Below are 25,170 nucleotides of genomic sequence, written 5' to 3' on the forward strand. Positions count from 1 at the left end.
TTTTTTTTGCCTGTCAGAACATCATCCGCCACTGGCCCATCAGCGCACCGTTGCGGTTGTCCTGGCCGGTTTCACCGCGATAGCTCAGCCCCAGGGTATGCCGGGGCGATACGGCCAGGTCCAGTCCGGCGTCCAGGAGCAGGCTGTCCCGGTCCAGTTCGATGCCTTTGACGGTGTAGATGCCACTTCCGCTGGCCATACGCTGAGCTGAGGTTCCCCTTACGTCGCCATACAGGTGCTTCCAGCCGACATCCAGTCGCGGCGTCAAGCGCATGCCGCGATCGAACATGAAGGAGCGGGCGAGGCGAAGGCCGAGGTCGCTGCTGTAGTGGTCCTGCGCCTGGCTGTTGTACTGCAACGCGGCGTCCCCACCTTTTTCGGTATAGGCATCGCGTTGATAGCGCTGGTAACCCACTTGGACATAGGGTTCGATATCGAAATGCCCAACATCCAGGTTATAGCCAACCTGTCCAAAGACCTGCTGTGTCGTGGCATCGTAACGACCCTTCAAGCGATCCCTGAATCCGTTGAAGGCAACGTGGCGATCGGTATTGCCGTCATGACTGCCATAGACAGCGCCCAGGCGCAGCGCCAGCGGCCCGTCCTGCCGCAAGGCGTATGCGCCGGCGAGCCAACTGTCCAGGGCTCCGTCGAACTGATAACTGTCCATCCGCGTCTGGGTCTTGCTGCCGATGAGGCCCAGCCGCCACTCAGGGCTGATAGCCCAGTCGGTTCCCAGCATCAGGCCCTTGGTCGAATGCTTCAGGGAAAAGCTACCCAATTGCTTGGCGAGGCTGCCGCTGTTGCCGATGGCCTGGACCCATACCTGGCCGTTGTGTGGCGCACCCGTCGGGGTATTTCGGCTCATGGCCGAAAGTATTCCGCTGCTGATCGGCGCGACGCTGCTCAAAGTGGCATTGCCCAGGTCCGCCGTGTCATAGCCACCCAGCTGATCGATGGCGTCGGCGGCGGTGGCCATGCTGGTGCCGAGCAGGGCGTTGATGGCGGCGTTGGGTTTGGCGCTGACAGCTACTTTCAGTGGTTTGGTAGAATTTGACGCTGAAAGACTGGTTTGCGATTTGGTGGCAGAAAGTTCTCCTATCGGTAAAGCTCCGACGGGGTCTGTCGGCGTTGATTCACCGTGTTTCTGCTCCAAGATAGTGTCTAAAACCTCCTGGCCATTTTTAGAGGGCGTGATTTCTTTTGACGTGACTTTCTTGAGCGTAAGGGCCAATCCTACTTCCGTCCCTGTGGTGTAGTCAGGTGTCGCTGTCACGAGGGCCAATTCGTTGATGACCTTCCCAAATTCACCATCGATTTTGGTTGCTTTTATCACGACGTGTTTGCTCTGGCCGACGGACTCGCCCGGCAAGGACGTGATTTTCAATGTCGCATTGCCTAACGTCGCGGTACCGCCAACCTTTATCGTCGCGCTTCCTTTTTCTGCATCGATTCCGTAAACCAGCATCGCGCTTTTGGAAAACTTGAGATCGTTGGTAATCGAAGGGGCGCCGACTTCAGGACCGACCTCCATCAAACCTGCAACGTCCAGTGCGTCGACCGTCCCGTTGCCGCTGAACTTGGCATTTTTCCCTACAAAAACCGGTCCGGCCACCGTGCCTTGGTTAGTGAACTCGCCAAGAACGTGCACCGCACCGCCGATAGCTCCGGTATTAATCAATTTAGCCTTGGGATCAATCAGGCTGTTTCCGCTGAAAACCCTGCTGTTCGACCATTCGCCTGGCTTTACATGCAGATCCTGGAAGTTGCGCGTTTCAGGCGACTCGCCTCCCTTGGCGTTATCCAGCTGCAAGACATTGATACCACCGCCGCCGTCGGTGATCCCGATGAGTTGGCCGCCGCTTTTTAAAATCACCAGATCGTTATCGTCGCCTTTCGACAGGGCTGCTTCTCGGGCTGTGGTGATTTTATCGATCTTCGTATCCTTCGTTGTCGCGAACGCCTTGAGACGAGCCTGCATCTGGGCGGTCGTTTCTACGGAGCGGGCTTGATCGGCAACTGACTGAGCCATCGAAACCTCGGCACAGCCAAGCGCCAAGGCGATCGCCAGAGCGAGGTGGTGGGGCAGGTACACGTGTTGGGTAGGCATCGAGTGCGGCCTCTCAGGAAATGAGTCCGCACTTTAAAAATTTTATCTAGGAGACGATGCCAGCCATCTCCGCGCCGTAGGCGAGACATGACGATGGAACCTGTAGGCTACTCGTGCCGCGATCACCGCATCGCTGCATTGGCATTCTTGATAATAGGCTTTGCCCTACACCATCCTCGGACCATTCCGTTTGACGACGTGCGGGCGATCAACTGCGCTTGAGATACGCCTTCCCATAATGCCGCTCCATCCGCGCCTGTATCAGCTCCAATGCAATGGACATCAACCAATAAATGATCGCCGCTGTAGTCAGCATCTCAATGTAGCGATAACTGGAACGACCATAAGACTGCGCCAAAAACATCACCTCCCAAACCCCCATCACCGAGATCAGCGAGGAGTCCTTGAGCATGGAGATGAACTGGTTGGTCGTCGGCGGGATGATGGTGCGCATGGCCTGGGGCAGGGTGACGCGCCAAAAGATCACGGTTTCGCTCAGGCCCAGGGCGAGGGAGGCTTCGCGTTGGCCGTGGGGCACGCCGAGGATGCCGGCGCGAAAGATTTCGCTCAGGTAGGCACCGTAGTTCAGCGACAGGGCGATGATTCCGGCGGCAATGGCGCCGGGAACCATGCCCAGTTGTGGCAGACCCAGGTAGATCAGCAGGATCTGGATCAGCAGCGGCGTGCCACGGAAGAACGAGGCGTAGAAACTGGCGATGCCGAACGCCACCGCGCTGCTGGACAGCCGCGCCAGGGCGGTGATGAAACCCAGCAGTGAGGAAGCGAAGATCGAGCACACGCATAGGAACAACGTCAGCACCGCACCCTGCAAGAAGCCATTGGGCGCCAGGTGCACGCCCAGCAGGTTCGGCAGTTTGTCGAGGATGATCGAGAACTTCAGGTCGAAGCTCAGGAAGAAACTCGCGAACAGTACCAACATCGCCGCCCAGGTCAGGTACAACCGGGTGCGAAAGCCGAAGATTTTTTGCAGGCGTGATTCAGCCACCGTAGGCGGTAGCTGAGGCGGTGGAAAAGAAGTCATTGGGTGATGTCGGCGCCGATCCATTTCTGCGAGAGTCTGCTCAAGGTGCCGTCCTGTTTCAACTGAGCGAAGACTTCACGCACTTTGCTGTTCCATTCGGCGTCACCCTTTTCGATAGCGACCGAGTTGGGCTCGGAATACAGCGCCTCGCCCGCCAGTTTGAAACGCTTGTCTTCGGTCAGGCGCGGCTGCGCGGTCACCAGATTGGTCAGCACTGCATCCAGTCGCACCCCGGCGCCGAGCCCCAGGTCTTGGAACGCTACGTTGTCGGTGTCGTACGGGGCGATCTGCACGCCCTCGAACGGATAGCTCAGTTGGGTGTCCTCGGCGCCTTCGATCACCAAGTTCTTGTTCAGGTAACTTTCGTAGCTGGAGGCGCTGGTCAGACCGACCTTCTTGCCGCTCAGGTCCTTGGCGCCGTGGATACGGTCGTCCTTGGCGTTGACCACGATCACCGCTGGCGACGCGTAATACTGCACGGGAAAGTCGAACACTTCGGCGCGGGCCTTGCTCGGCGTCATGGAGCAGACGCAGATGTCATAGCGCCCGCTCCAGTGACCGGCCGCGATCACGTCCCAGGATGGGGTTTCCAGGCGCAGCTTCACGCCCAGTTTCTGCGCCACGGCCCTGGCGACGTCCACGTCAAAACCATCGAGTTGGTTTTGATCGTTGAGAAACGAGAACGGTGGATAGCTTTCCATCAGCACGCCGACCAGCTCCTTCTTCTGTTCGATGCGATCCAGCGTGGCGCCGGCGAACGCTTGCGAAGAGGCGGCCAGAAGAGTCAGGCCCAGGCCCAGCATCGGTTGTAATTTCATGTGGCGTGCCCTGTTGGAAAAATAAGTTGTAGTTCTCGGAATGGTGCGTATTAAATAGTTATAAGAACGACTCCGGTAGTGAGTATTTTTCATAAGCTTATGAGTGAATCGCATATGGCCGCAGCAACTACAGTCATTCTCGATGGCGGCATGGGCCGCGAGCTGCAACGCCGGGGTGCGCCGTTCCGACAGCCCGAGTGGTCGGCCCTGGCCTTGAGTGAAGCGCCCGAGGCGGTAGAAGCCGTGCATGCGGCCTACATTGCCAGCGGCGCCAACGTAATCACCAGCAACAGCTACGCCGTGGTGCCATTCCACATTGGCGAGGCGCGATTTGCCGCCGAAGGCCAGGCCTTGGCCGCGCTGGCGGGCGAGTTGGCGCAACGGGCGGTACAGGCTTGCGGCAAAGCGGTTCGCGTGGCCGGGTCGCTGCCGCCGCTGTTCGGTTCCTACCGGCCGGATTTGTTCGACGCTTCCCGCGCCAGTGAACTGCTGACGCCCCTGGTGAACGGCCTGGCGCCTAATGTCGATTTGTGGCTGGCCGAGACTCAGAGCTCCACGGTCGAAGCGCGGGCGATTCACGCCGGGCTGCCGCAGGATGGCAAGCCGTTCTGGCTGTCGTTCACCTTGAAAGATGAAGACACCGATGAAGTACCACGCCTGCGTTCCGGCGAGCCGGTGGCGGACGCCGCGGCGGTGGCGGCCGAACTGGGTGTCGAAGTGCTGCTGTTCAACTGCAGCCAGCCGGAAGTGATCGGCGCGGCCATCGACGCGGCGCGGGACACCTTCGAGCGCTTGGGGTTGAAGATCGGCATCGGTGCCTACGCCAACGCGTTCCCGCCGCAACCGAAGGAAGCGACGGCCAACGACGGGCTTGATCCGTTGCGCGAAGACCTTGATCCGCCGGGATATTTACAGTGGGCGGCCGATTGGCGCAGGCGCGGGGCCAGCCACTTGGGCGGCTGCTGCGGGATAGGGCCGGAACACATCGCGGTGTTGGCACAACGGTTGGGTTAAGTCGCGCTAGGGGCAATCATTTGGACTGACGATTGCCCCTCGGCCCGGCAAACTTTTACCTGTCCGCCACGTTGAAGATCATTGCTTACGGTTTTTCCGGGCTCGGTCGCGACGCAAATATATATGTATGTCATTTCTGATCGAATAGCGCGCTAGGTTCTGCACCTCCAATTCACCATGGACGGTCAAATGCCTATTTACTCAGAAACCGGATCCGACGATTCGTCGGTCTCTATCGTTCCCCAACTACCCGCCGACGGCCAGGTCACCGATCAACCCACGAGTGCCCAGGAAAAGGAGCAGCTCAGACAGTTGAACTTGCTGGCCGCTAACCAAGCGGCACTGATCCGTTTGTTCGCCGGCCTGCCAACGTTCGATTCAGTGCTCAAGGACCTGTTGGCTAAAGCCATCAAGGCAACCGTTCCAGCGCACAAGTTTTCTGTCTCACTGCTTGAGCGTATCGATCCGGATCATTGGTATGTGAGTCACTACACTACTGATTCGAACGGTGAGCGGTCGTGGACAGCCTCGAAGAGCTTTTCTGAGGTTATGTGGAGCTGTGTATCAACTGATTCGCCTCCAACGTACAAGCTGGGGGAGGTGGGTTTTTTCACCCGTCCGGATGACGTGGATGAAACCCACAGCGTATTTGCCGTTCCTGTGGACGTGCACATGCTCCGAGCCATGGAATCGGCATTATATATTGCCAATCCGACAACCAATGACCTGGTAAAGCGTCAGCTCCGTGATGAGCTTGCGCGCTTTCGTAGTCTCTTACCTCGCGAAAACTTACTCGATTCAACGGCCTTGAAGACGGTAGAGGCAGCCTTCGCCCATCTGCTTGCTCAACGGTTTCTACATTTTTTCGACTTGTACAAGGCTAATCGGGATCCCGCTGTCAAATCAGTCCAGGGCCTACGCACTTTGCACGCCGATGAAGATCGCTTGTTAGACCTCATCACTACCCACCCTGAGAAAGCGGACAGAAACCGATTGATGCGAGCGCCCATACCGCATGTGTATGCGGTGATGCTCGACATGGGCACTGATACACCGCGGGAATGGCCTGGCGCCATGGTTATAAAGCGAGCTGACCAACAGGCGTTGTTTCTTTATTCCCTGGAGCGCGGACTGCAGCGATTCGGTTCTTTCCAACAGTTAGTCACGGACGTGCTGCCTGTCTACAAGGATCAAGAACGTAAGATCCTGAATATCTCCACTGAGCGCTCTGGACATGTATTTGCCGTCGCGGCGCAAGAGCTGTTGGACTTGCAAGGCGCTGCTCTCGAGACGGCATTGAATGCGCCGGGAAGCGTGGAGGTCGCGGTAAGGACATTTGCAAGTAACGTCGAGAGTGCACTGGTCTTACCCATGTTATCGCTCGTCGGGCCATTGATTTTTCGCGCCGCAACACAGATCGAAAACAAGCGCCCCAACTTCTATAAAACCGCGACCCCTTTGGAGCAAACCCACTATCGCCATTTGGAAAGCAAGGTCATGGACGCGGCCCATCGACTGGGCGACAGCCTCGAGACGTTGGAGCAATTCGCCCGGGCAAAGATCAAACGCTATCTCCAGCAAACGGTACACACGGATCTAAATCCCGATCCGGACAAAACAATGATCACCCTTTTTTCTGGCAAAAGTGTCGATCCAAGGCATTCCCGCATCACCAGCTTGACCCAGTTGATGCTCGACAACGTTCGCACGCCTCAATATCCGAACGCGATGAGAGAGGTATCGACTGTCTATCTGGTGGATCAACATGGCCAACGAATCCGGCACCCGGCTACCGGCGTGCTGGTCACGTTGACGGGGAATGAACTTGCTCGGATGGCTACCACACTCGACGTCGGCGGGAGTTATGAAATCCTGCTTCGCGAGAAATTGAACAAACCTGCCTATAAGGCGGCGTGGCAGGCAGCGTACCTGGCCAATATCAAGCTCAAGGGTTACGAGGCGACACTCAGAGGCAGCGACGTGTTCAGCACCGATGTACTGGACGAGACCCTCAAACCACCGAAGTTCAAAAAGCAACTCGCTCTCTGGCTGAAGACCATTGTGAAATCGCCGACGGCAGAAGCGCGTACCCAAGTGTGCGGGCGACGGGTGAATGTTCATGGTCTTCTTCTGGGGGGAAGCGTAGGCGTTGGTGGACAAAACGGGACGATGGGTAACGCGGTCAGCATCGATGGCGCGCTGATCTTTTCCGATCAGGACGGGCCGGTGATCAAGGGCACAGTCGGTGTCTATTTTCCTGACAGCCCAAAGGGTAACGATCTCCATGAGTTTTCTGATCTGAGCGACGGCGTTACAGCACTTCTAAAACAGGAAGAATGGCAGGTGTATTTCCGTTCGCGCATTGCCAGTGCCGATCAAGAGGAAATAAAAAAACTACTGGGGCAGCAGCGCAGTCGCCCCCTGATTCGGGGGGCGCTGATCACCGGCGACTTTCTCGAGACTTTTCACCGGGCGCACGTCAACTTCCACAGCGCCTATGCGGATCACCGTTCCACCAGTAATCGGGACATGCAACGTCAAACCGCGTTCAGGGTCGGCATGGCGGTGGTCGAAAGCATGATGGATCTGATCGGTTTGCTGTTTACCCCTGGCTTTCGATTACTCAGGAGCGCGGTAGAGGTTGGCTACGGGGCGTTCAGGACAGGTATCCCAATGGATCTGAAGACCTTGATACATCTGCATAATCTCTCATCGCGTAAAAACCAACGCTCCGTCCATGGGGTGGTCCTTGCGCTAAGGGGGCAGGCCTCGCCCGCGACGGTGGCGGCTCGTCAGAGCCAGGGAGACGCACTGGCCGGCCTGCCATTGGAAGAGGCGCTCTATCGCCGCTATGCCGTGCCGGATCCATCCTTGATTCAAGGGTGGTCGCCGGATGCTCAGGGTTTTTACCGTCCTTCCTTTACCGATAGCGCCACTGGTAGCGTTACTCGTGGTGTGTATGTGCGACAACCTGACGGGACGGTTTTGCGCGTGCACGATCACACCCGGCTGAACGCCTCTGAGGCGACCCTTGTCGATCCGATGACGGGCTTGAGCATTCGCTCGAGCGGCGTGATGAGAAGTACGATCGCACGGATGCCCGATGGCGAATGGCGCGCCGTAGGGTTCGGCCAGGGGGGAGGAAAACGACGAGCAGGCAGCGCTCCCGGACCAGGCCCCTCAGATCCCAAGGTGCCTGCTTTGACGAGTGTTTCCGATGTGATCCGCACGCCGGGTAGTTGGGACAATCAAATCATGGACCTGGTCCCTGCGATCATGACGCGCCTTCCGAGTTGGCCGCGTAACCGAAGTCTTCTGATCAGGGACGACATATCGGCTGATCATCAGTGGTCCGTACGTTTTACCCCGGGCCAGACTGAGCGTGTCTATCCCCTGCGCCTTCATCCTGAACAAGCGGCCAACGATGTAGTCCTGATCCGAACAGGTCTAAATCACTATCGCTTGGTCCTGAGCGATCGCGTGGTGGATATTCCTCGTGACGGAAACTGCTTCTTCAATGCCATTGCCCAAGGGCTTAACGACGGCCAAGGGCAGGGTACTTTTTCGATGCAGGGATTGCGTAATGAGGCCGCTCTTTACATCGATCAGCATCCAGAGTTAATGCAGTATGTGCCGGCACAACAAGGTTCCGGTATGCAATTGGCACTCTTTCATAACGCTTCGACTCTAAAAGATCTGTTGGGAATTGCTGCGTTCAGCGATTTAACGCGGATCATTGACGGAGGCCCTAACCCCCATCAACTCTTCCAGCCCGCAGTGGGTTACTTGAATCAAGTGGTCAATGAAGTGGGCAGTAGGGCGTTGGACCGAGCGCGAGGTGGCGATTTACCCGTGGAAATGTACCGGTATATCGCCGGCTATTTATCGGCGCGCTCCCCAGGCCCGTTACGCCGTTGGTATGGACCTTTATCGCCGCCGGAACAACAATCGCTGCAGAATTTTTTGCAAGGTGTGTTGTTGGAGCCCGTTCAACACCGATATATCACCGAACTGCTTGAAAAAGATAACTTTATCTTGAGCCACAATCTGATCCATATCCTGCTGGAATATGGTGTCACCGCTCAAGATTTGGCGTGGAATCACCCGGTCTCCGAGGATGCCTTTATCCTGTTCGACCAAGCCACCCATGGTCATCTCGATGACGATCAACTGGATGAATTGCTCGACGGCGTTTCGCTGGTGACAAGCGATGAGTTGGATGAGTTGGCGCAAAGGCTCGAGCAAACCACCGGCCAGGTGCTCGATGACCAGGCGGAGCTGCTTGAAGCATTCATAGACCACACCAATGCGGACAACACCCGAAGCCTGTACCGTAGAGCGCTTAGTCGCTTTCCTGCGTTGCGCGGGCGAGCCGAAATCCTTCTGGGATCGCCGATTATTTCCTGGACATTGGGCGACAGGCTGAGTGTGAGTTCTTTCGCGAGTTGGTTGCGCGATCCCGCACTGTCCAATGAGCGACTTCGTCTTATTGCCGAGTATGCCAATAGTCGTTACTCGGAGTTATTGAATACGGCTGAACTTGATGTTGACTGGATGCGCCCGTTCGATGACCGGAATCTGCAGAGCATCATCACTCGACAGGAAGAATTGCAGGCCTTTTGGGTTTTTTTGAAGGACCAGCAGGAGATTGGCGACGCGCCTGTTTTCCTGAGCCTTTTTAGCGCTCTTGGACAACGTGCTTCAAACACCAGGATCGGTATCTTGTTCAACACCCCTGATTTGTGGCGTTCGTTGCGGCGGTTTTCTCTCGAAAATGCCAGGCAAGTCTGGGAGGATCTGGTTGGACCGCACTTTAGCGACACCCATATTCGGCTAGCGCTTGGGCGGCCTACGGCATTGCGTTCTGAATTGGATTTTGCATTGGCGGTGGAGGCCAGTCTTAGTCCAGAAGAGACCCGTGCGAATCAGATTGTCCGGAGCCTTCTAAGCCTCAGCCAACGGCAGGCACAGCAATATTTATACAGCTTTGACTTTCCCGCCGATCACTTGGGGCATAGCCGTCTGGATTTTGCTTTGCACCTGGAAACCCATCTGCAAATACCCGATTGGGCTTGGCAATATGCCAGGGAGGGCGTGACGGCGGACTCGCTGAGGTCGTTTGGAAACCTTAAAGCTCGCAAACCAGACACGGATAAGCCGACTGACTGAATCCGGCGTCGGCTCCTATCGCGGGCGAGCCCGCGATAGGGGCCGAATGGTGTCGGTAAGTTACGCTCGACATTGCGCCAAGCTGTGGACTTGTCCGCCCTCTCGCTGATTTTCTTCACTCAGCCACCGCTCGAACGCCGCCTGGATCACTGGCCATTCCGAATCCAGCATCGAATACCAAGCGGTGTCGCGGTTCTGCCCCTTGACCACCATGTGCTGGCGGAACACCCCTTCAAAGGTGAATCCCAGTCGTTCGGCGGCGTACTTGGAACGGGCATTGCCGTTATTGCATTTCCATTCGAGACGCCGATAACCCAAGGCGAAACTCTCTTTTGCCAGTAGATAGATCGCCTCGGTACTTTTCGGTGAACGCTGCATCGGCGCGCCGAAAGTGACGTGGCCGATTTCGATGCGACCGTGAGCCGGCACAATGGACATCAAGCTGAGAATGCCCTGGACGTCGCCGCTGGCGCGGTCGATCACGCTGAAAAAGTACGGGTCGATATTGGTCGCATGGTTGTTCAGCCAGGCATCGAAGGCGCTGCGATCCTTGAACGGACCGTAGGGCAAATAGTCCCAGAGTTTCGGGTCGGCGCCGGGGCCTTCCAGCGCTTGCCACAAATCGTCGGCGTGACGCGCCGGGTCGAGTTTCTCAAGGCGAATGAAACGCCCTTCGAGCAATCGTGCAAAAGGTGCGGGTGCGCCTTTCCAGTTGGCCAGTGATGTCGACATGCTGTGCTTCCTACAGGGCTTTGCGAAATTGAATGAAGCCGGGACGTTCAGCGATGCGCTCGTAGAGCCGGATCGCGGTCGCGTTGGTCTCGTGAGTCAACCAGTGCACCTTGCGGCAACCGTCGGCCTTGGCGGTGGCGTAGACGAATTCGATGAGCTGGCGGCCCACACCGCTGCCACGGCTTTGTTCCGTTACCAGCAGGTCTTGCAGGTAGCAAGAATTCTCGATGCTCCAGTTCGAACGGTGATAAATGAAGTGCACCAGGCCCACCGCCGCGTCGCCCTGCCAGGCCAGGGCAGCATGGGTCGGCTCACGCTCATCGAGCAAGCGCTGCCAGGTGCTTTGGGTCACCGCGTCCGGCAATTCGGTGTTGTAGAAGCGCAGGTAGGCTTGCCACAGCGGCAGCCAGGCGGCGTGGTCGTCGGCGCTGACGCGGCGGATGTCGAGTAGGCTCATGTTCACTCCTTGGACAGTTGTTCAGGCATCAGGTGGGCGAGCGCCCGGTCCTGCGGGTCGGGGCTGGCGGCGAGCCCGTTGCGTACCCCGGCGGCATCCGCGGGGCTGCGGTTCTGACTGAGCTTGCGCTTGCCTTCCAGGCGCTGGATGGGCAGGGCGAAGCCGACGATGGCCTTGAGCATGCTGTCGATGTACTCGGTTGGTGCGTCATCGATTTTCCACGGCTGCTCGCGGCCGCTTTCGTGGCGGTCGGTGAGGGCGCCTACCAGGTTGCGCAAGCGATGCGCGTCGCTGAATACTTCAGCGCTGCCATAGGCGTGTACGGCCACGTAGTTCCAGGTCGGCACGACCTTGCCGTGTTCGGCCTTGCTCGGGTACAACCCAGGGCTGACGTAGGCTTCGGCACCAGCGAATATCACCAGGGCTTCGGCCCCGGCTTCTAAATCGCGCCATTGTGGATTGGCCCGGGCCATGTGCCCGTAAAGGCTGCCGTTCGGCCCCTGCTGCGTGTCCAGCAACAGCGGCAAATGGCTGGCCTGCAAACCGTGTTCGCCCTGGGTGACCAACACGGCCAGGCGGCAATCGCCCATCATCTGGTGCAACTGGGGCAGGTCTTCGACGGCAAAGGCTTTGGGGTTGTACATGATGATCTTTCCTTGGCGAATGCGAGCATCCTAGGCAGGCTATTGGTCTGTTGTAAGAGCCACTTACGGTGAATTCGATAGGTCCATTCGCGCAGATGTCATGGCCAACGTCATGACGCATCCTCCTTCAACCTTCCCCTACCCTAACCACTGCATGCTGACGGGACATCCGTTTGATAGTGACCGGGCAGAGCCATTTACAATTACGTAAAATTATCCGTCTGAATATATATATGTATGCTTTTACTGACCCAGCGCAAACGTAGGGTTCTGGTTCCTCAATCAAAACCGGAGCCTTTATGTCTACGTTCCTTACAAATGAATCAAGCGCGGCACTGCAGCCCAAATTTTCGACACTTAGCCCTCTAAACCTGTTGCCTGACGGCAATGCATTTGAACCCCATAAGTTTGCGGATCAGTGGTTGCTTGAGTTGCAACTCCTCGGTGACGCTCAGGTTCGCGTGTCTTATCAAGAAATCACAGCAGCCGATAGGGCTGTTGAAGAAAAAACGGCGTTGGTTCCCTTGCGGGCCGCGGTTACACGAAACTTCCTTTACGCCTATCAAAGCAAGGTGGTTCCCACGCTCGCGAGCTCAGCCCGGTGCGAAAGTTGGATTGATTTTCCTTACAGAAATCGCATGAGATTGGATTTTTCGCTGCTTCGGGTTAATGATCTTGCCCTATCAAACAGCGTCTTGACGAAACTGCAGATGGGTATCCCTCCAGATTACCGGGGAGAGCATCTGGCTGTTACCGCTGAGAAGGGGAATGGAAAGGGTCCACCAAATTCCAATGAGGATATTCGAAGCAGAGCATTCAGACTTCTAGATGCCCATCAGGCGGACCTGGCTCTTTTGTTCGCCGGCCTGCCGACATTCGACACGGTGCTTAACCGTCTGCTGGTCGAATTGATCATGGAAAACGTTGATCCGCGCAAATTCCATGAGCCAGTGCTACAGAATATCGATAACGATATCGGTAATTGGTACGTGAACAGCTTCACCACGGATGCGCGTGGACGACGCACGCTCGTTTCATCCAAAACTTTTAGCGAAACGCTTCGGGCGTGTTTATTAAATAACGAGCCCCCAGGTTTCTCTGTAGGGGGCGTAGGATTCTTCACTCGCCCAGACACCGTGCAAGAGGTCGACAGTCTATTCGTCGCTCCGATTGATGAAAGTACAATGCAAGCCATGGATTCGGCATTCAATATTTCCAACCCGACAACCAATTACCAAGTAAGGCGTCAGTTCCTTGATGATCTTGCCGCCTTTCGTTATAAAAAAAATATTAGAAAAACGCTCGAACCATCAGCCGGCTCCACAGCTGAAGAGGCGCTCGCCCTTCGGCTTTCCCAACGTTTTTCATATCTATTCGACTTATATGTCGCTGATCGAGAACCCTCGTCCCGACTCAGCCTGACTGGCCGAAACCTGCAGCGTGGTGAAGATCGCCTGCTGGGCATCATCATGACCCACCCATCAAAGGCTAGCAGGGAAAGGTTGATGAACAGGGAAGGCATACCTCATGTATATGAAGTCATGCTTGAGATGGAGGGCGGAGTGCCGCAAAAGTGGCCCGCTGCAATGGTAATAAAACAAATTGACCAACAGACGTTGTTTCTTTATTCCCTGGAAGGAGGACTACAGCGGTTCGATGATTTTTCAGAACTCATGGAGTCAGTAAATCCTTCCCATGAAGGGCGGGAGCGGAGAATAAAGCACATCGATATTGAACTCATTGAGCCTGTTTTCGAGGCGGCGGCAAAAGACCTGCTGCGGCTCCAACACTCCGCGCTCGAAGCCGTTCTCAAGGCCCCAGAAAAAGCACGGTACGACGTGGATACTTTTGCTGAGGCTACTGAAGCAGCGCTTAAATTACCGATGCTGGCGCTCGATGGCCCTTTGATTGCTCGTGTTGATACCTTGTTCAAGAATAGTCGCCCCATCGCTTATAAAACTGCGTCGGTTTCACAAAAAAAAATCTATCGGCTTTTAGAGGTTGAAGCAGTAGGGGCTGATGAGAGCGCCGCTCTTAAGCGTGTCCAGACGCTCCTGGAGTTTGCCCGCGAAAAGATAAACGCTTATCTCCGGGCCCACTGGCACGTTGATATAGATCCCGATCCGGATAAATCATTGATCACGCTATTCCAAGGGGGCGTGTGCAGATTAGCGCAATCGCGCATGACCAGCTTGACCCAGTTGATGTTGGATAACCTTCGGCCTCGTCAGTATCCGAACGCGATGAGGGAGCTGTTGCCTGTTCAACTTGTCGATGAAAAGGGCCGACCCATTGTTCATCCCGTCACCGGTTGCCTCATTGTGTTGAACGGACCTGAACTTGCCGAAATGGCGAAGAGCCTCGACATCGGCGGCAGCTATCAGATTTATCTCACCGGGAAACTGGGTGCACCAGACTACAAGCAAGCCTGGTGGAACGCGTATAAGGGCAACATGAGCTTCAAGTGCCAGGAGGCCATGCTCCGAAGCGATGAAGCATCCAACGTCACGGCGATCGATCGGGACGTCAAGCCTGCAAAAAATGAAAAGCTGGTCACTCTCTGGTGGAAAGCCGTTCTGTCATCCGCATCGGAAGATGACCGCGCGCAAGTCGGGGGGCGAAAAGTCTACGTCTACGGTCTATTGCTCGGCGGTACCGTAGCTGCCGGAAACCACCATGGCACGATGGGCAGTTCAACCAGCGTTGATGGTGTGTTGATTTTTTCGGATCAAAAAGGGCCAGATATTGAAGGGACTGTCGGCGTTTATTTCCCAGACAGCCCTGATAGCAATGATTATCACGAGTTTCCGAATCTTGGCGGCGGCATCGCACAACTCTTGCAGCTTGAAATCTGGCGGGACTACTTTTCCTCTCGCATTGCCACCAACGATCCTGAAGAACTAAACCGCGTATTAGGGCAGCGAGGTGGTGCGCCCTTGGTCCGTGGTTCGCTAATCACCGGTAATCTTGCTGATGCGCTGTATGCCGCCCATATCAAATTCTTGAGTGCTTACGCGAACCATCGCTCCGCCAGCAACCGGCAAATTCTTCATCAAACCATCGCCATTTTTGCAATGACAGCGTACGAAGCGCTCACGAGCGTCGCGTCGTCCTTTGCGTTTCTTCGTAATTTTTTCGGGCTGTTCCTGTTGGTGTCGAAGACCGGGCGAATTCCGTTGCACCTGAGTATCGTTAAATACCTGACCGCGTTCGGTATAGCGCGGCGCCCCGTTGGCGGCATCGTGGGGCTGCCACGAAGTCGATCTCTTCTCACTGGCATGACGGCACGCTTGAGGCGGCTCGAGGTGCAGAACGGACAACCCTTGGAACAAGCTGTTTATAGCCGTTATGCGGTAGTCGACAGATCGGTCATACATGGGTCCACCCCGGACGCCGGTGGGTTTTATCGCCCGACTGTTGAGGATGTGACCACCGGCACCATCACTGCTCGCCCTGTGTATCTGCGACAACCGGACGGGACAGTGTTCCGGGTGCACGATAATACGAGGTTGAATGCAACCGAGGCCACTCTTGTTGACCCCAATACCGGATTGAGTATCCACTCCAGTGGCGTGATGCGAAGCACCGTAGCGCGAATGTCCGATGGTGAATGGCGCGCTGTAGGATTTGGGTTTGGGGGGGGAGGCCGGAAACGCTCAAGGAGTCCATCGCCTCAACCCGGGCCCTCCAGACCAGCGGGATCTACTCCTGCGCGCTCTTCAGAGCCGGTTCTTCCCCGGTCGATCGAGGATATGGCCGATCTGGTAGAACGATCCGGTGAATGGGATTACTCGGTAATGGATATGGTTCCAGAGTTCATACCCAATCTGCCGAGCTGGCCTCGGGGTCGGGGATTGGTGATCATTGATGAGCGCCGAGGAAGAGAAGCCTCTACGATGCGGTTTGTTCCGCAGACGGCTCCGACCTATCGGTTCGACAACGCCCTGAATTTCAATACGGATGTAGTCTTGAGGCGCAGGGGCGGCAACCATTACGAACTGCTTCAAGCCAACAATGCAGAACCGATACAAGTACCCAGGGATGGAGATTGTTTCTTCAGGGCCGTTGCCCTGGGGTTGAATGCGCTTGAGGGCAGAGCTGATTTTTCGGTGCGGGGATTGCGTGTCGCATCAGCCAGGTACATTCGTCTGAATAGCCACTTGTTCGATTTTATCGAGACGCGACAGCCATTGATAAAAATCGAATCCACGCTGGACAATTTGCTCGGCAGGGAGTCGCTAGAGCTTCTGAGTGTTACTTTTTCCAGAGAGTCCAAGCCGAACGAATTGTTTCTACCGCTCCGTTTATACCTGGGCTCACCCGCAGTCCCTGTTGCAGTACAGCAGGATATATTGAGGGAAATTGCCGGCTTGGTATCCGACCGGCCTCGCTTTGGATCAGTGCCGGTACACACTCCTTATACGTCTGGGCAACTAAAATTAATTCGATCCTTTCTTGGCAGGGTTCTGGCGGGTGAGGCAGATGAGGGGATGTTGAGTTCAATGCTCGCCGACCCATTTTTTGAATTGAATAGGGACCTGATGCACATTCTGCTTGAATATGGCCTGCCGGCGGGTGATCTACTTGGTTTTTACCCTAGGAATCCGATGGGGTATGTCTTGTATGAACAGAAGTTACATGGCGAGTTGGGGAGTATTCAGCGCTTGCAGCGTATCGGCGGCAAGGAGCTTGTGTATCCATCTGAGTTGAAGGCTATCGCCGATAGGTTGAGGCATCGTACAGGTGAGGAGGTTAAGGAGGCTTCCCGGTTGATGGGTATATACCGGTATGAAAAAAGGGTCTGGCGGATGACCCATTTGCTTTTGGCATCTCTTCGCGGTAGACCAGCCATCCTGGCTCGAGCTGAGCTCCTCCTGGCTTCGCAGGTCATTTCAGCTAATCTGGGTGGACAATTGCCCGTGGCGGTGTTTGCAAGATGGGTAGGTGATACGGCGATCAGTTCAAGCAAGCTGACAGTGATTGCAAAATATTCCAGTAGCCGTCTACAGGAGTTGCTGGCAACCGGCAATATCGATATTCAGTGGACTCACTTGTTTAGCCATAATGTGGTAAGAAAAATTGTTATTCGAATGGAAGAGTTGGTGAGTTTCTTCAAGTTTCTTAAACCTTCATCGGCAGACGTGGATATGCCGGCGCTCATCAATTTTTTCAGTGCGCCCGGCGAAAGGCCCGTAGGTAGAAGAGTTGATATGCTGCTCAGCGACCCGACTCTATTAAATGACCTCAGGTCTAACTTCACGCCTGAACAGGCCGAGAGAGTTTGGGGCGAGCTGATCAGTCTTAACTATAGCAATAGCAATATTCTCCATACGCTTAGGCAGCAGAACTCGTTGGCTTCCGAGGCGGACTTCACAGCAGCATTAATCGTTAGCCTTGCGGACGATGCGCGCAGTGCGGATCAAATCGTTGCTAGCATCCTTGCAGATCAGACCATTGCGGCGGATGTTCGGGATAGTTTGTATCAGTTTGTGCTTTCGAATAATCGAGCGGAACACAATTGGTTGAGTTTCGTAACGCATGTCATGCGGTACAAAAGGCTACCGGATTGGGTTTACCAGTATAAAAAACCTGATAGCTGATTCACTCGCTGCGTTGCCAGGTTTTTCAGTGAAGGACCTGGCAATCGTATCGACGACGCAGGGGCTTGTGAGGACAATGGTTCAGACCCGTTAAGGTTGTACTTGTGGTTTCCCTGGCAATTGCGGGCATTCCAGGCAGGTTCGTGTTGAAAAACCATTCTGGTCAATTCGGTAGGCCCATCCGCGAGGAAGTCATGAAGAACGCTACACCGTCGTTGTCCTTCAACCCCGCCGGCATCGAACTGGACCGCCGCCATGGGCTCAGCCGCCAGCTGTACCAGGCGCTGCGTGCCCGGGTGCTGGACGGACGCCTGGCCAGCGGCACACGCCTGCCGGCCAGCCGCGACCTGGCGGCGGCGTTGTCGATCTCGCGCAACAGCGTGGTGCGGGCGTATGACCAGCTCTATGCCGAGGGCTTCATCGAAGGGCGGGTCGGTGACGGCACTTACGTGGCAAAACTGTCCTCGACGACCCTGCCGCTGCACAACATATCCACAAAAGTATCCACAGGCTTTTCAACAGGCTTACCCACAGCTTTATCCACAGATTGGCTGGATTTACCTGTGAGTCCATCCAGTAAAGTTATCCACAGTGATGCCTTGAACCGCGTCGAAAACCACCATTTACCCCCGCCACCCAGTGGCCCGCCGCGAGCATTCAGGGTCGGAGTGCCGGCGTTCGATCTGTTCCCTTTCGACGTCTGGGCCAAGCTGAATGCGGCTTTCTGGCGCAAGCCGGATTTGCAACAGCTGTGTTATGGCGATTCCCAAGGGGACGCACGCTTGCGCGGGTTGATCGCCGCTTATTTGCGCAGCTCCCGCGGGCTGCACTGCACGGCTGAGCAAATTGTGATCACCAGTGGCGCGCAGCAGGGCATTAGCCTTTGTGCACAGCTGCTGGTGGACCCGGGCGACGTCGTGGCGGTGGAAAACCCCGGCTATCGCGCGGCGGGGCATGCGTTCGCCGTTGCTGGCGCGAACGTCAGGGGCGTGCCGGTTGATAGCGATGGCTTGGATTGCACGGCGCTCGGTGCGTTGAACCACTGTCGGCTGGCCTACGTCACCCCCTCCCACCAATATCCGACCGGGGTGGTCATGAGCCTGCCACGACGCCTGGAACTGCTGGCCTGGGCCGAACGCAACGACGGCTGGATCGTCGAGGACGACTACGATGGCGAGTACCGCTACAGCGGTGCGCCCCTGGCGCCCTTGGCGGCGCTGGACCGCCAGAGCCGGGTGCTTTACGTCGGCACGTTCGGCAAAGTGGCGTTCCCGGCCTTGCGCCTGGGCTACCTGGTGCTGCCGCCAGGCCTGGTCAACGCCTTCGCCCGCCGACGTGCCGTGGACGTGCGCCACTCCGAGGTCAGCACCCAGGCCGTGATGGCCGAGTTCATGGCCGCCGGGCATTTTCAGCGGCATATCCGGCGCATGCGTCGCGCCGCCCTGGCGCGGCGTGATGCGCTGTTGGCAGGCTGGCCCAAGGCCGTTCCGGGTGTCGGCGCCATGCCCACGGTCGTGGCCGGGCTGCATGTCACGGTTCCCGTGGAGAGTATCGAGCGTGAAGCTGAACTGATCGCCCGGGCGGCAAACGCAGGTGTCGAAATCAATGGCCTGAGTGGCTATTGGTTACCCACTACATCTGGAAAAGTCAGCGCTGGGCTGGTGCTGGGGTTTGCGGCAGTCCCGCCCGCAGCGATCGGCACCGCGCTGGCGAGCCTGGTAACGGCCTGGAAAACCTGACGGCCCGCAACCGAGACATCCATCGCAGGCCGCGTTGTGCTTATGAACGTTTCTCTGAGAAAAATACCGGTAAGGCTTGGTCCACGGCAATTTCGCTGCGGTAGTGATCGATCAACTGACGTTGGCTCAATCCATCCGTAGAGATATCGGCGAATCCCGACCCGACCTGCTCAAACGTCTTCAGGCGCGCCGAAAGATAAAAACGCGCGGTAACCCAAGGCGTGGAATAGTTGAAGTCTGCGAACCAGAGCGTTTTTCCGGTATTTCTGTCTTTGATTTCATACCTGTCGAGGAATTGCGTTTGCGGGTTTTTGATGCGTCGTCGGTTGATTGTTTTGGTAATACGAATGAGGTTTCGCTCTTTCAACCAGACAACACCACTCATGGTTGGTGGGCTCTGCTTGATGAGACTCAGTACGCTTTCGTATTCCTGGTCCCATAGCGCGGTCGATTCTCTTTTAAGTTGCAATCGCAAGGATTCGGCCGAGCGTTGTTGTTCCGGTGGCGGTTCAACCGTTTCATTCGTGGTCACACCTTGTACCTGATCAAGGGCCTTCCTGATGGCTATCCCGACCGTTTCCATCCGGCGTGCATGCGTGCTCAGGATCATGGCGATGCCGGCAGGTGTACGTTCTGGCTGCTGCAGGTCTGTCTCGATTCGCGCCTTGAAGGCAGGCAGTCCGTCAATCAGGGCTTGGCCTTTTGAAACGCTTGTTTCCAGGGCTGGAACCGCCAGTGGCGTGTCGGACGTTTTATATTGGACCCATTCGCCCGTTTCCTTACGGTGGAATGTGGCGATGACTTCACCCGTGAGCGGACTCTTCACGTCGAGCCAACCCGTTTCTTCGTGCGCGCTGGAAAGGCGAGGCACACCGCTGACGAAGCCGCAAAAGCGAGTCCTGATAAATTTCTTTCTGGGCCCGGGACGTTGTTTATAAAGAGTCGCCGTATGTCGCTTGCGGCTGCGCTCATCGAGGGCTTGGGCCAAACCACGCAACGCTCGTTTTTTGAGATCACCTATTCGCTGTCGCAGGCCAGTGAGTTGCTGAAGATTAGCGCTGTCCTGGTATTCGCTATCCATGTAGTCGAGGTGCTCGTCGATCCCGGTGAACTGTTCCGTCAGGCTACCGAGTGCGTCGATTTGTTCATCCAACCGGATCCTGCTGCGCTCATCGAGCGCGTCGCGCAGGGTTTGGAAGGCCACCATCGTGTTGTCGATCTGCTGGTTAATCTCCTGCCAGCCTTCAGGCATCGTGTCGACGCTTTCAATAGCCAGACAGAGGTGGCGATACATATCCAGTTGAAGCAGGCGTATATCGTCGCTTTGGTAGGGAGGCATCTTTAGGCGATGGTCCCGGACGATCTCGAAGCCCCCCTCCCCGAGTTCCTTGAGCTTGGAATATCGAGTCTCTATGTAGTCCAGGCGCTCGATCATGTCGTCGCCGATCTGAATCATGCTGTTGGCGGCGTCGATGTGCTGTTGTTCCAGTACCTTGACCCGAGACAGGGTCATGCTCCTCGCTTGCTCCATGGCCGGGACAAAGCGCTCTTGCAGCATGGCCATTTCCGCGAAGGTGTAGTTGATCTGCGCATCCAGGTAGCTAACACCCCATCGGGCATAACCGGGTCTTGACTGGAAAACCGGCCATTCCATCAATCGCTTCAGGGCCTCTTCGTAAGTGCCCCGCTGTGCTGCCAAAGTCTGCGAGTAGACGTCACGGAAAATGGCTCTGGTTGTGTCGGGGGCCCGCTCCATGGCTTGAGCATCCATGGTCAACACGCGCTCGTTGGCCCGTCTTGCTTCTTCAATTATCTGGAGTTCGCCAAGCAACTCGATGTTTCGGCGTTGTGCGTTGAGGGTGACCTTTTGCCTGGAGCTTTTTGAACCGCCGCCGCGTAGACGCAATCGGCTATCGATGCGCCATTGACCATGTACGTTGCTGACCAGCGCAGGCCCGGAACGTGTTTTGATGCTGACCTGCTCTGCCTCGACGGCGACCTCGAACCATTTGTCCGCCATTTTCGCGTACCAATGTTGATCTTTCTGATAGAGCCCCTTGAGCGCGCCTTCGCTCGTGGGGAGTCCTGGGTCGTCGGGGGCATCGATGCTGAAACTCTCGAGCTGACTGATGTCCTCCCTGGATTTACCCATCAACGCGCCGCTGGTATGGATGACGTCGTAATGGTCCTGCGGCAACTCTTTTTGTACGAGCGGCGCGAGTGTCTCGATCGATAGCTTGGGCTCCGGTTCTGGCAGATTGCGCTCAGGGACGATTTGCGGCGCCTCTGTCGGACGGCTACGGTTTTTTGCTCGGTTGCGCTCGATGGCAACGTTGATGACGCCTAGGGCTACGTTGAGCAGCAAATCGACGAATATTTCCCACTTGGCCTGGCCCTTGGCCGCTTCGTCGTTTTGCGTCAGTTGCTCAAGGTCGTTCATGATTTGCCAGAGCCAGACCGTGGTGTTCGCCGTTGTCCCGAGATAAGGCAACGCCAGATTGAAAATCAGCCAACCCGCTTGTTTGAAAGATTCCCAGCGGTTCTCGCTATTAGAGACTGATTGACGGTCGGCGAGCGTGATCAAGGCGTCGGCGTTGGCCCTGAACAATAGCGGCATAAAGTCGGTCCCCAGGGTCTCTTCGCTGAGCGTGACGGGGCCGGCAGTGGCCAATGACGTGATTGGAGTCGCCACGAAATCCACGATGGCCCAAGGCGAGGGCAGGGCGCCAGGAAAAACATATCGGCTGTAGGTTTCTCGCACACCGTCGGGCAGCCATGCCAGCACCGATTGGCGCAAGGAAGCGGTTTGCTTGATGGCATACAACAGGTTGCTGAACGAGGGGAACTGGCACAGCTGCGGTTCGAGCAAGGGGCGGTAAAGCAGGCAAGGACCGGCGCTCGATACCTGTGGGCCAATCACGAACATGTTGGCAACGATGTCCTCGGAAAGACCCAGTTGCAGCTCGGGCACGAACGCCAGTTTGCGCAGGACAATGATTTGGCCGTCAACCTTGCGGTCGGCTTCCAAAGGCTCCATCAGCGCCGCGACATAACGACATCCGCGGTCATCTATATTGCCCTGGCGCCGCAACTTGCCTTCCAGCGCAAGCAGCGGCAGTTGTACGCGTAGCTGTTCGGTAAACAACTTTTCTCGACGGCTCGACTCCGTCGGATCGTCAAGCAGTTTGGTTTTGATCAACTGCGGATAAACCCGGCCGATATCGACCTGAGTGATGAGCTTTTCAACGTAATCCACCGTTACCCACTTGGGTAATTCGGTCCCGTCGCGAGCGCTCACGGTCTTATTGCCCGAAGGAAGTGCTATCAAGTTTTGCAAGGCCAGATCGACGAGATTGAACCGGGTCGTGTCCAACTGGAACGGAACAACAAAGGTTCCCCAGACAACGGGGCTTTTTATTTCGATTTCGATGTTTTCCGGGGCGGGTATCGAAGCGTCGCGATGATCGAGTTGCATCTGGGTTTTCAGGGCGGCCGAGGCATATTCCTTAATGGCGGGAATATCGTCCAGATAGGTTTTGCCGGCATGGGAACTGCTTAGCGCTGACAGGGTTTTCATGTACTGGGCGAACAGAATCTGGTCGGCCTCGGATGCTTCCTTTAGCCACTCGGGTATCTGATGTTGGAACCATTGCTCTCCGGGGCCGGTCGTCAAGCCATTGGTGGATGGTTCGATTTCAGTGAAGGTCTTATACAGCTCCACGTGGGAGAGGCCGAGGATCCTGACCTGCATGGCGACAAGCCCGCAGGCCTTGCTGTCGAAAATGCTGCCGCTGGGCTCATACAGCTGCCACCGTATTTTTATGCCGCGGTTCAGGCCACCCAGGTGGGTTGGAAGGGATTGCCCCAACGCATGGCGCGAGTCGAACCGCTCGTAGCCGTTGAGCAACGAGTGGGTCAGGATCACTTCCTTGTTGTCAATCAGGCCGATCAGCACCACCAGCGAATTTTCATTCACACGGGTTGCCCGTTCGCCGTCAACGATATCGATGTCGATCAGATACGCGTGGCTGTCGAACTTATCCTCGCGGTCTTTTGAGGACGGGTGGAGAAACAGCTGCCTGGCCATGTCGCATTCGGTGGCGCTCCAGCCTTCGACCTGCTTGACGTTCCAGAGCTTGCGCAGCGTGCCGGACAGTTCCTGCCAGCGCGCACTGTAGTTGGCAAATGGAGCGTTCCAGTAGTTCAGTTGTTTTTCCTGGCTGGCCGTCGGCATGACGGGCACCAGCTCATTGATCAGGCGTCCGATCTGGTCGATGCGCACCGGCAAATGCACCTCGGGAACGGTGATAGGTAGCTGGGTCAGGAAGTGCAGCCCTTCAATCAACAAGGTCGGCAGGTTCGCGTCCGCACGCTCGGCCAGCAAATTACTGAGCGATTGATAACGGGTGGGGAGCTCTACGATTTCGCCGTCGATGATGTCCCAGTCCGGTGTGCCGAGGACGGTTGTGTATGGGTCCAGGTCCAAAGACGGATAGAGGTCTTTGAGCGCGTCGCGCAGAAGTTCGGCGGCCACTTCCGGATAGCTGGGGCCTGCAAGCAATTGGTTGAGCAGGGCGGCCCTGATGCTTGCGTCGGATATGGGGTCTGTGTCGATAGAATCGAGTGTCATCTGAGTGTCCCGGTCTCGAGATATAAGAAAACCCCGAAGCCGAACGCTTCGGGGTTTTCATGCTAGAGAGGCACGGGACGCAGAAGGTGGTAACTATGTATAGCGCGCCTTACTGGCCAGATTTAATCCGCGTCCAGGCACGCGTGCGCGCACGCTCGGCATCCCTGGGTAAAGGTTGCAGGGTGTAGAGCGTGGTCATGGCCGCTTCAGTCGGGTACAAGTTGGGGTTGCCGCGGATCGCCGGGTCAACCATTTCGGTGGCGTCCTTGTTCGGGTTTGGATAACCGACAAAATCACTCACCGGTGCGATCACCTGCGGTTGCAGCAAGTAATTGATGAAGGTGTAAGCGTCGCCTGGGTTCTTTGCGCCTTTAGGGATGGCGAGCATGTCGAACCAGATCGGCGCGCCTTCCTTGGGCAGGCGCATGTCCACCGTCACGCCATTCTTGGCTTCCTTGGCGCGGTTGGCGGCCTGGGAGAAGCTGCCGGAATACCCGACGGCCACGCAGATGTCGCCATTGGCGATATCCGCCATGTATTTGGACGAGTGGAAATAGGTGATGTAGGGCCGGATTTTCATCATCAGCGCTTGGGCCTTGGCGTAGTCCGCCGGCTTCTTGCTGTTGGGGTCCAGGCCCAGGTGCTGCAAGGCCAGGGGCAGGATCTCCGACGGCGAATCGAGCAGCGCCACGCCGCACTGCTTGAGCTTGCTGATGTTCTCTTCCTTGAAGATCAGGTCCCAACTGTCCACCGGCGCGTTGTCGCCCAGGGCGGCCTTGACCTTGTCCGGGTTGAAGCCGATCAGGATCGTGCCGTACATGTACGGCACGGCGAACTTGTTGCCCGGGTCGTTGGCTTCGATCAGCTTCATCAGCTTGGGGTCAAGGTGGTTCCAGTTCGGCAGCTTGCTGCGGTCCAGGGGCTGGAATACCCCGGCTTCGATTTGCTTGGCCAGGAACACATTGGACGGCACCACCACGTCATAGCCGGCGTTGCCCGTCAGCAGCTTGGCCTCCAGGGCCTCGTTGGTGTCGAAGATGTCATAGACCAACTTGACCTGGCTGTTCTGCGCCTTGAAATCCTCCAGGGCCTTGGGCGTGATGTAGTCGAACCAGTTGTAGACGCGCAAGGTGCGCTCCTCGGCCAGCGCCACGCCGCTCAGCAGCGCGGCGCACAGGGCTGGAGCCATCAAACGCTTGAGTCTGTTCATACTGT

At 56.6% G+C, this 25,170-nt stretch carries 12 protein-coding genes; 4 read left to right on the forward strand and 8 right to left on the reverse strand.

Going from position 1 to position 25,170, the window contains the following annotated elements; all coding sequences use genetic code 11:
* Positions 1-13: 13 nt before the first annotated feature.
* From HU806_RS10690 to HU806_RS10700, 3 genes are all read right to left on the reverse strand, one after another.
* Positions 14-2,110 (reverse strand): autotransporter outer membrane beta-barrel domain-containing protein, encoded by a 2,097-nt coding sequence (locus tag HU806_RS10690; protein ID WP_186611344.1) that lies wholly within the window; start codon positions 2,108-2,110, stop codon positions 14-16.
* A gap of 208 nt (positions 2,111-2,318) precedes the next feature.
* Positions 2,319-3,152: an amino acid ABC transporter permease gene (locus tag HU806_RS10695; RefSeq protein WP_186611345.1), complete on the reverse strand. Its 834-nt coding sequence runs from the start codon at positions 3,150-3,152 to the stop codon at positions 2,319-2,321.
* On the reverse strand, positions 3,149-3,970 hold the full coding sequence (locus HU806_RS10700; RefSeq protein WP_186611346.1) for an ABC transporter substrate-binding protein: 822 nt from the start codon (positions 3,968-3,970) through the stop codon (positions 3,149-3,151). Before HU806_RS10700 ends, HU806_RS10695 begins: the two co-directional genes overlap by 4 nt.
* A gap of 114 nt (positions 3,971-4,084) precedes the next feature.
* On the opposite strand from HU806_RS10700, the gene HU806_RS10705 reads away from it, so the two are divergent.
* Positions 4,085-4,984 carry a homocysteine S-methyltransferase family protein gene (locus HU806_RS10705; RefSeq protein ID WP_186611347.1) on the forward strand — a complete coding sequence of 300 codons (900 nt, stop codon included), beginning with the start codon at positions 4,085-4,087 and terminating at the stop codon, positions 4,982-4,984.
* 189 nt (positions 4,985-5,173) lie between these two features.
* Positions 5,174-10,153, forward strand: a complete 4,980-nt coding sequence (locus HU806_RS26470) for an OTU domain-containing protein (RefSeq protein ID WP_238350153.1) — start codon at positions 5,174-5,176, stop codon at positions 10,151-10,153.
* Positions 10,154-10,213: 60 nt separating this feature from the next.
* On the opposite strand, the gene HU806_RS10715 is transcribed toward HU806_RS26470, so the two are convergent.
* From HU806_RS10715 to HU806_RS10725, 3 genes are read right to left on the reverse strand one after another with little or no spacing between them, the layout of a single operon-like run.
* Entirely contained in the window at positions 10,214-10,885 is a 672-nt protein-coding gene (locus tag HU806_RS10715; RefSeq protein ID WP_186611348.1) for a GNAT family N-acetyltransferase, read from the reverse strand.
* A 10-nt stretch (positions 10,886-10,895) separates the two neighbouring features.
* The gene (locus HU806_RS10720; RefSeq protein WP_186611349.1) at positions 10,896-11,342 is read right to left on the reverse strand and encodes a GNAT family N-acetyltransferase; all 447 of its coding nucleotides are present in this window, start codon (positions 11,340-11,342) and stop codon (positions 10,896-10,898) included.
* Positions 11,343-11,344: 2 nt separating this feature from the next.
* The gene (locus HU806_RS10725; protein ID WP_186611350.1) at positions 11,345-11,986 is read right to left on the reverse strand and encodes an FMN-binding negative transcriptional regulator; all 642 of its coding nucleotides are present in this window, start codon (positions 11,984-11,986) and stop codon (positions 11,345-11,347) included.
* A gap of 299 nt (positions 11,987-12,285) precedes the next feature.
* On the opposite strand from HU806_RS10725, the gene HU806_RS10730 reads away from it, so the two are divergent.
* Together HU806_RS10730 and pdxR are read left to right on the forward strand one after the other, a co-directional pair.
* Positions 12,286-17,586: a dermonecrotic toxin domain-containing protein gene (locus tag HU806_RS10730; RefSeq protein WP_186611351.1), complete on the forward strand. Its 5,301-nt coding sequence runs from the start codon at positions 12,286-12,288 to the stop codon at positions 17,584-17,586.
* Between the two features lie 194 nt (positions 17,587-17,780).
* Entirely contained in the window at positions 17,781-19,325 is a 1,545-nt protein-coding gene (gene pdxR, locus HU806_RS10735; protein WP_186611352.1) for a MocR-like pyridoxine biosynthesis transcription factor PdxR, read from the forward strand.
* Positions 19,326-19,365: 40 nt separating this feature from the next.
* On the opposite strand, the gene HU806_RS10740 is transcribed toward pdxR, so the two are convergent.
* Both HU806_RS10740 and HU806_RS10745 read right to left on the reverse strand, forming a co-directional pair.
* Positions 19,366-23,955 (reverse strand): dermonecrotic toxin domain-containing protein, encoded by a 4,590-nt coding sequence (locus HU806_RS10740; protein ID WP_186611353.1) that lies wholly within the window; start codon positions 23,953-23,955, stop codon positions 19,366-19,368.
* 109 nt (positions 23,956-24,064) lie between these two features.
* Positions 24,065-25,165: a polyamine ABC transporter substrate-binding protein gene (locus tag HU806_RS10745; protein ID WP_186611354.1), complete on the reverse strand. Its 1,101-nt coding sequence runs from the start codon at positions 25,163-25,165 to the stop codon at positions 24,065-24,067.
* Positions 25,166-25,170 lie beyond the last annotated feature (5 nt).

It is taken from the genome of Pseudomonas sp. SWRI154 (assembly GCF_014268645.1).
Lineage (GTDB): Bacteria > Pseudomonadota > Gammaproteobacteria > Pseudomonadales > Pseudomonadaceae > Aquipseudomonas > Aquipseudomonas marvdashtae.

What these genes read in the sequence shown, in the direction of transcription:
- HU806_RS10690 (WP_186611344.1), bottom strand. Translation starts at nt 2,110, where the DNA reads ATGCCTACCCAACACGTGTACCTGCCCCACCACCTCGCTCTGGCGATC.
- HU806_RS10695 (WP_186611345.1), bottom strand. Translation starts at nt 3,152, where the DNA reads ATGACTTCTTTTCCACCGCCTCAGCTACCGCCTACGGTGGCTGAATCA.
- HU806_RS10700 (WP_186611346.1), bottom strand. Translation starts at nt 3,970, where the DNA reads ATGAAATTACAACCGATGCTGGGCCTGGGCCTGACTCTTCTGGCCGCC.
- HU806_RS10705 (WP_186611347.1), top strand. Translation starts at nt 4,085, where the DNA reads ATGGCCGCAGCAACTACAGTCATTCTCGATGGCGGCATGGGCCGCGAG.
- HU806_RS26470 (WP_238350153.1), top strand. Translation starts at nt 5,174, where the DNA reads ATGCCTATTTACTCAGAAACCGGATCCGACGATTCGTCGGTCTCTATC.
- HU806_RS10715 (WP_186611348.1), bottom strand. Translation starts at nt 10,885, where the DNA reads ATGTCGACATCACTGGCCAACTGGAAAGGCGCACCCGCACCTTTTGCA.
- HU806_RS10720 (WP_186611349.1), bottom strand. Translation starts at nt 11,342, where the DNA reads ATGAGCCTACTCGACATCCGCCGCGTCAGCGCCGACGACCACGCCGCC.
- HU806_RS10725 (WP_186611350.1), bottom strand. Translation starts at nt 11,986, where the DNA reads ATGTACAACCCCAAAGCCTTTGCCGTCGAAGACCTGCCCCAGTTGCAC.
- HU806_RS10730 (WP_186611351.1), top strand. Translation starts at nt 12,286, where the DNA reads ATGTCTACGTTCCTTACAAATGAATCAAGCGCGGCACTGCAGCCCAAA.
- pdxR (WP_186611352.1), top strand. Translation starts at nt 17,781, where the DNA reads ATGAAGAACGCTACACCGTCGTTGTCCTTCAACCCCGCCGGCATCGAA.
- HU806_RS10740 (WP_186611353.1), bottom strand. Translation starts at nt 23,955, where the DNA reads ATGACACTCGATTCTATCGACACAGACCCCATATCCGACGCAAGCATC.
- HU806_RS10745 (WP_186611354.1), bottom strand. Translation starts at nt 25,165, where the DNA reads ATGAACAGACTCAAGCGTTTGATGGCTCCAGCCCTGTGCGCCGCGCTG.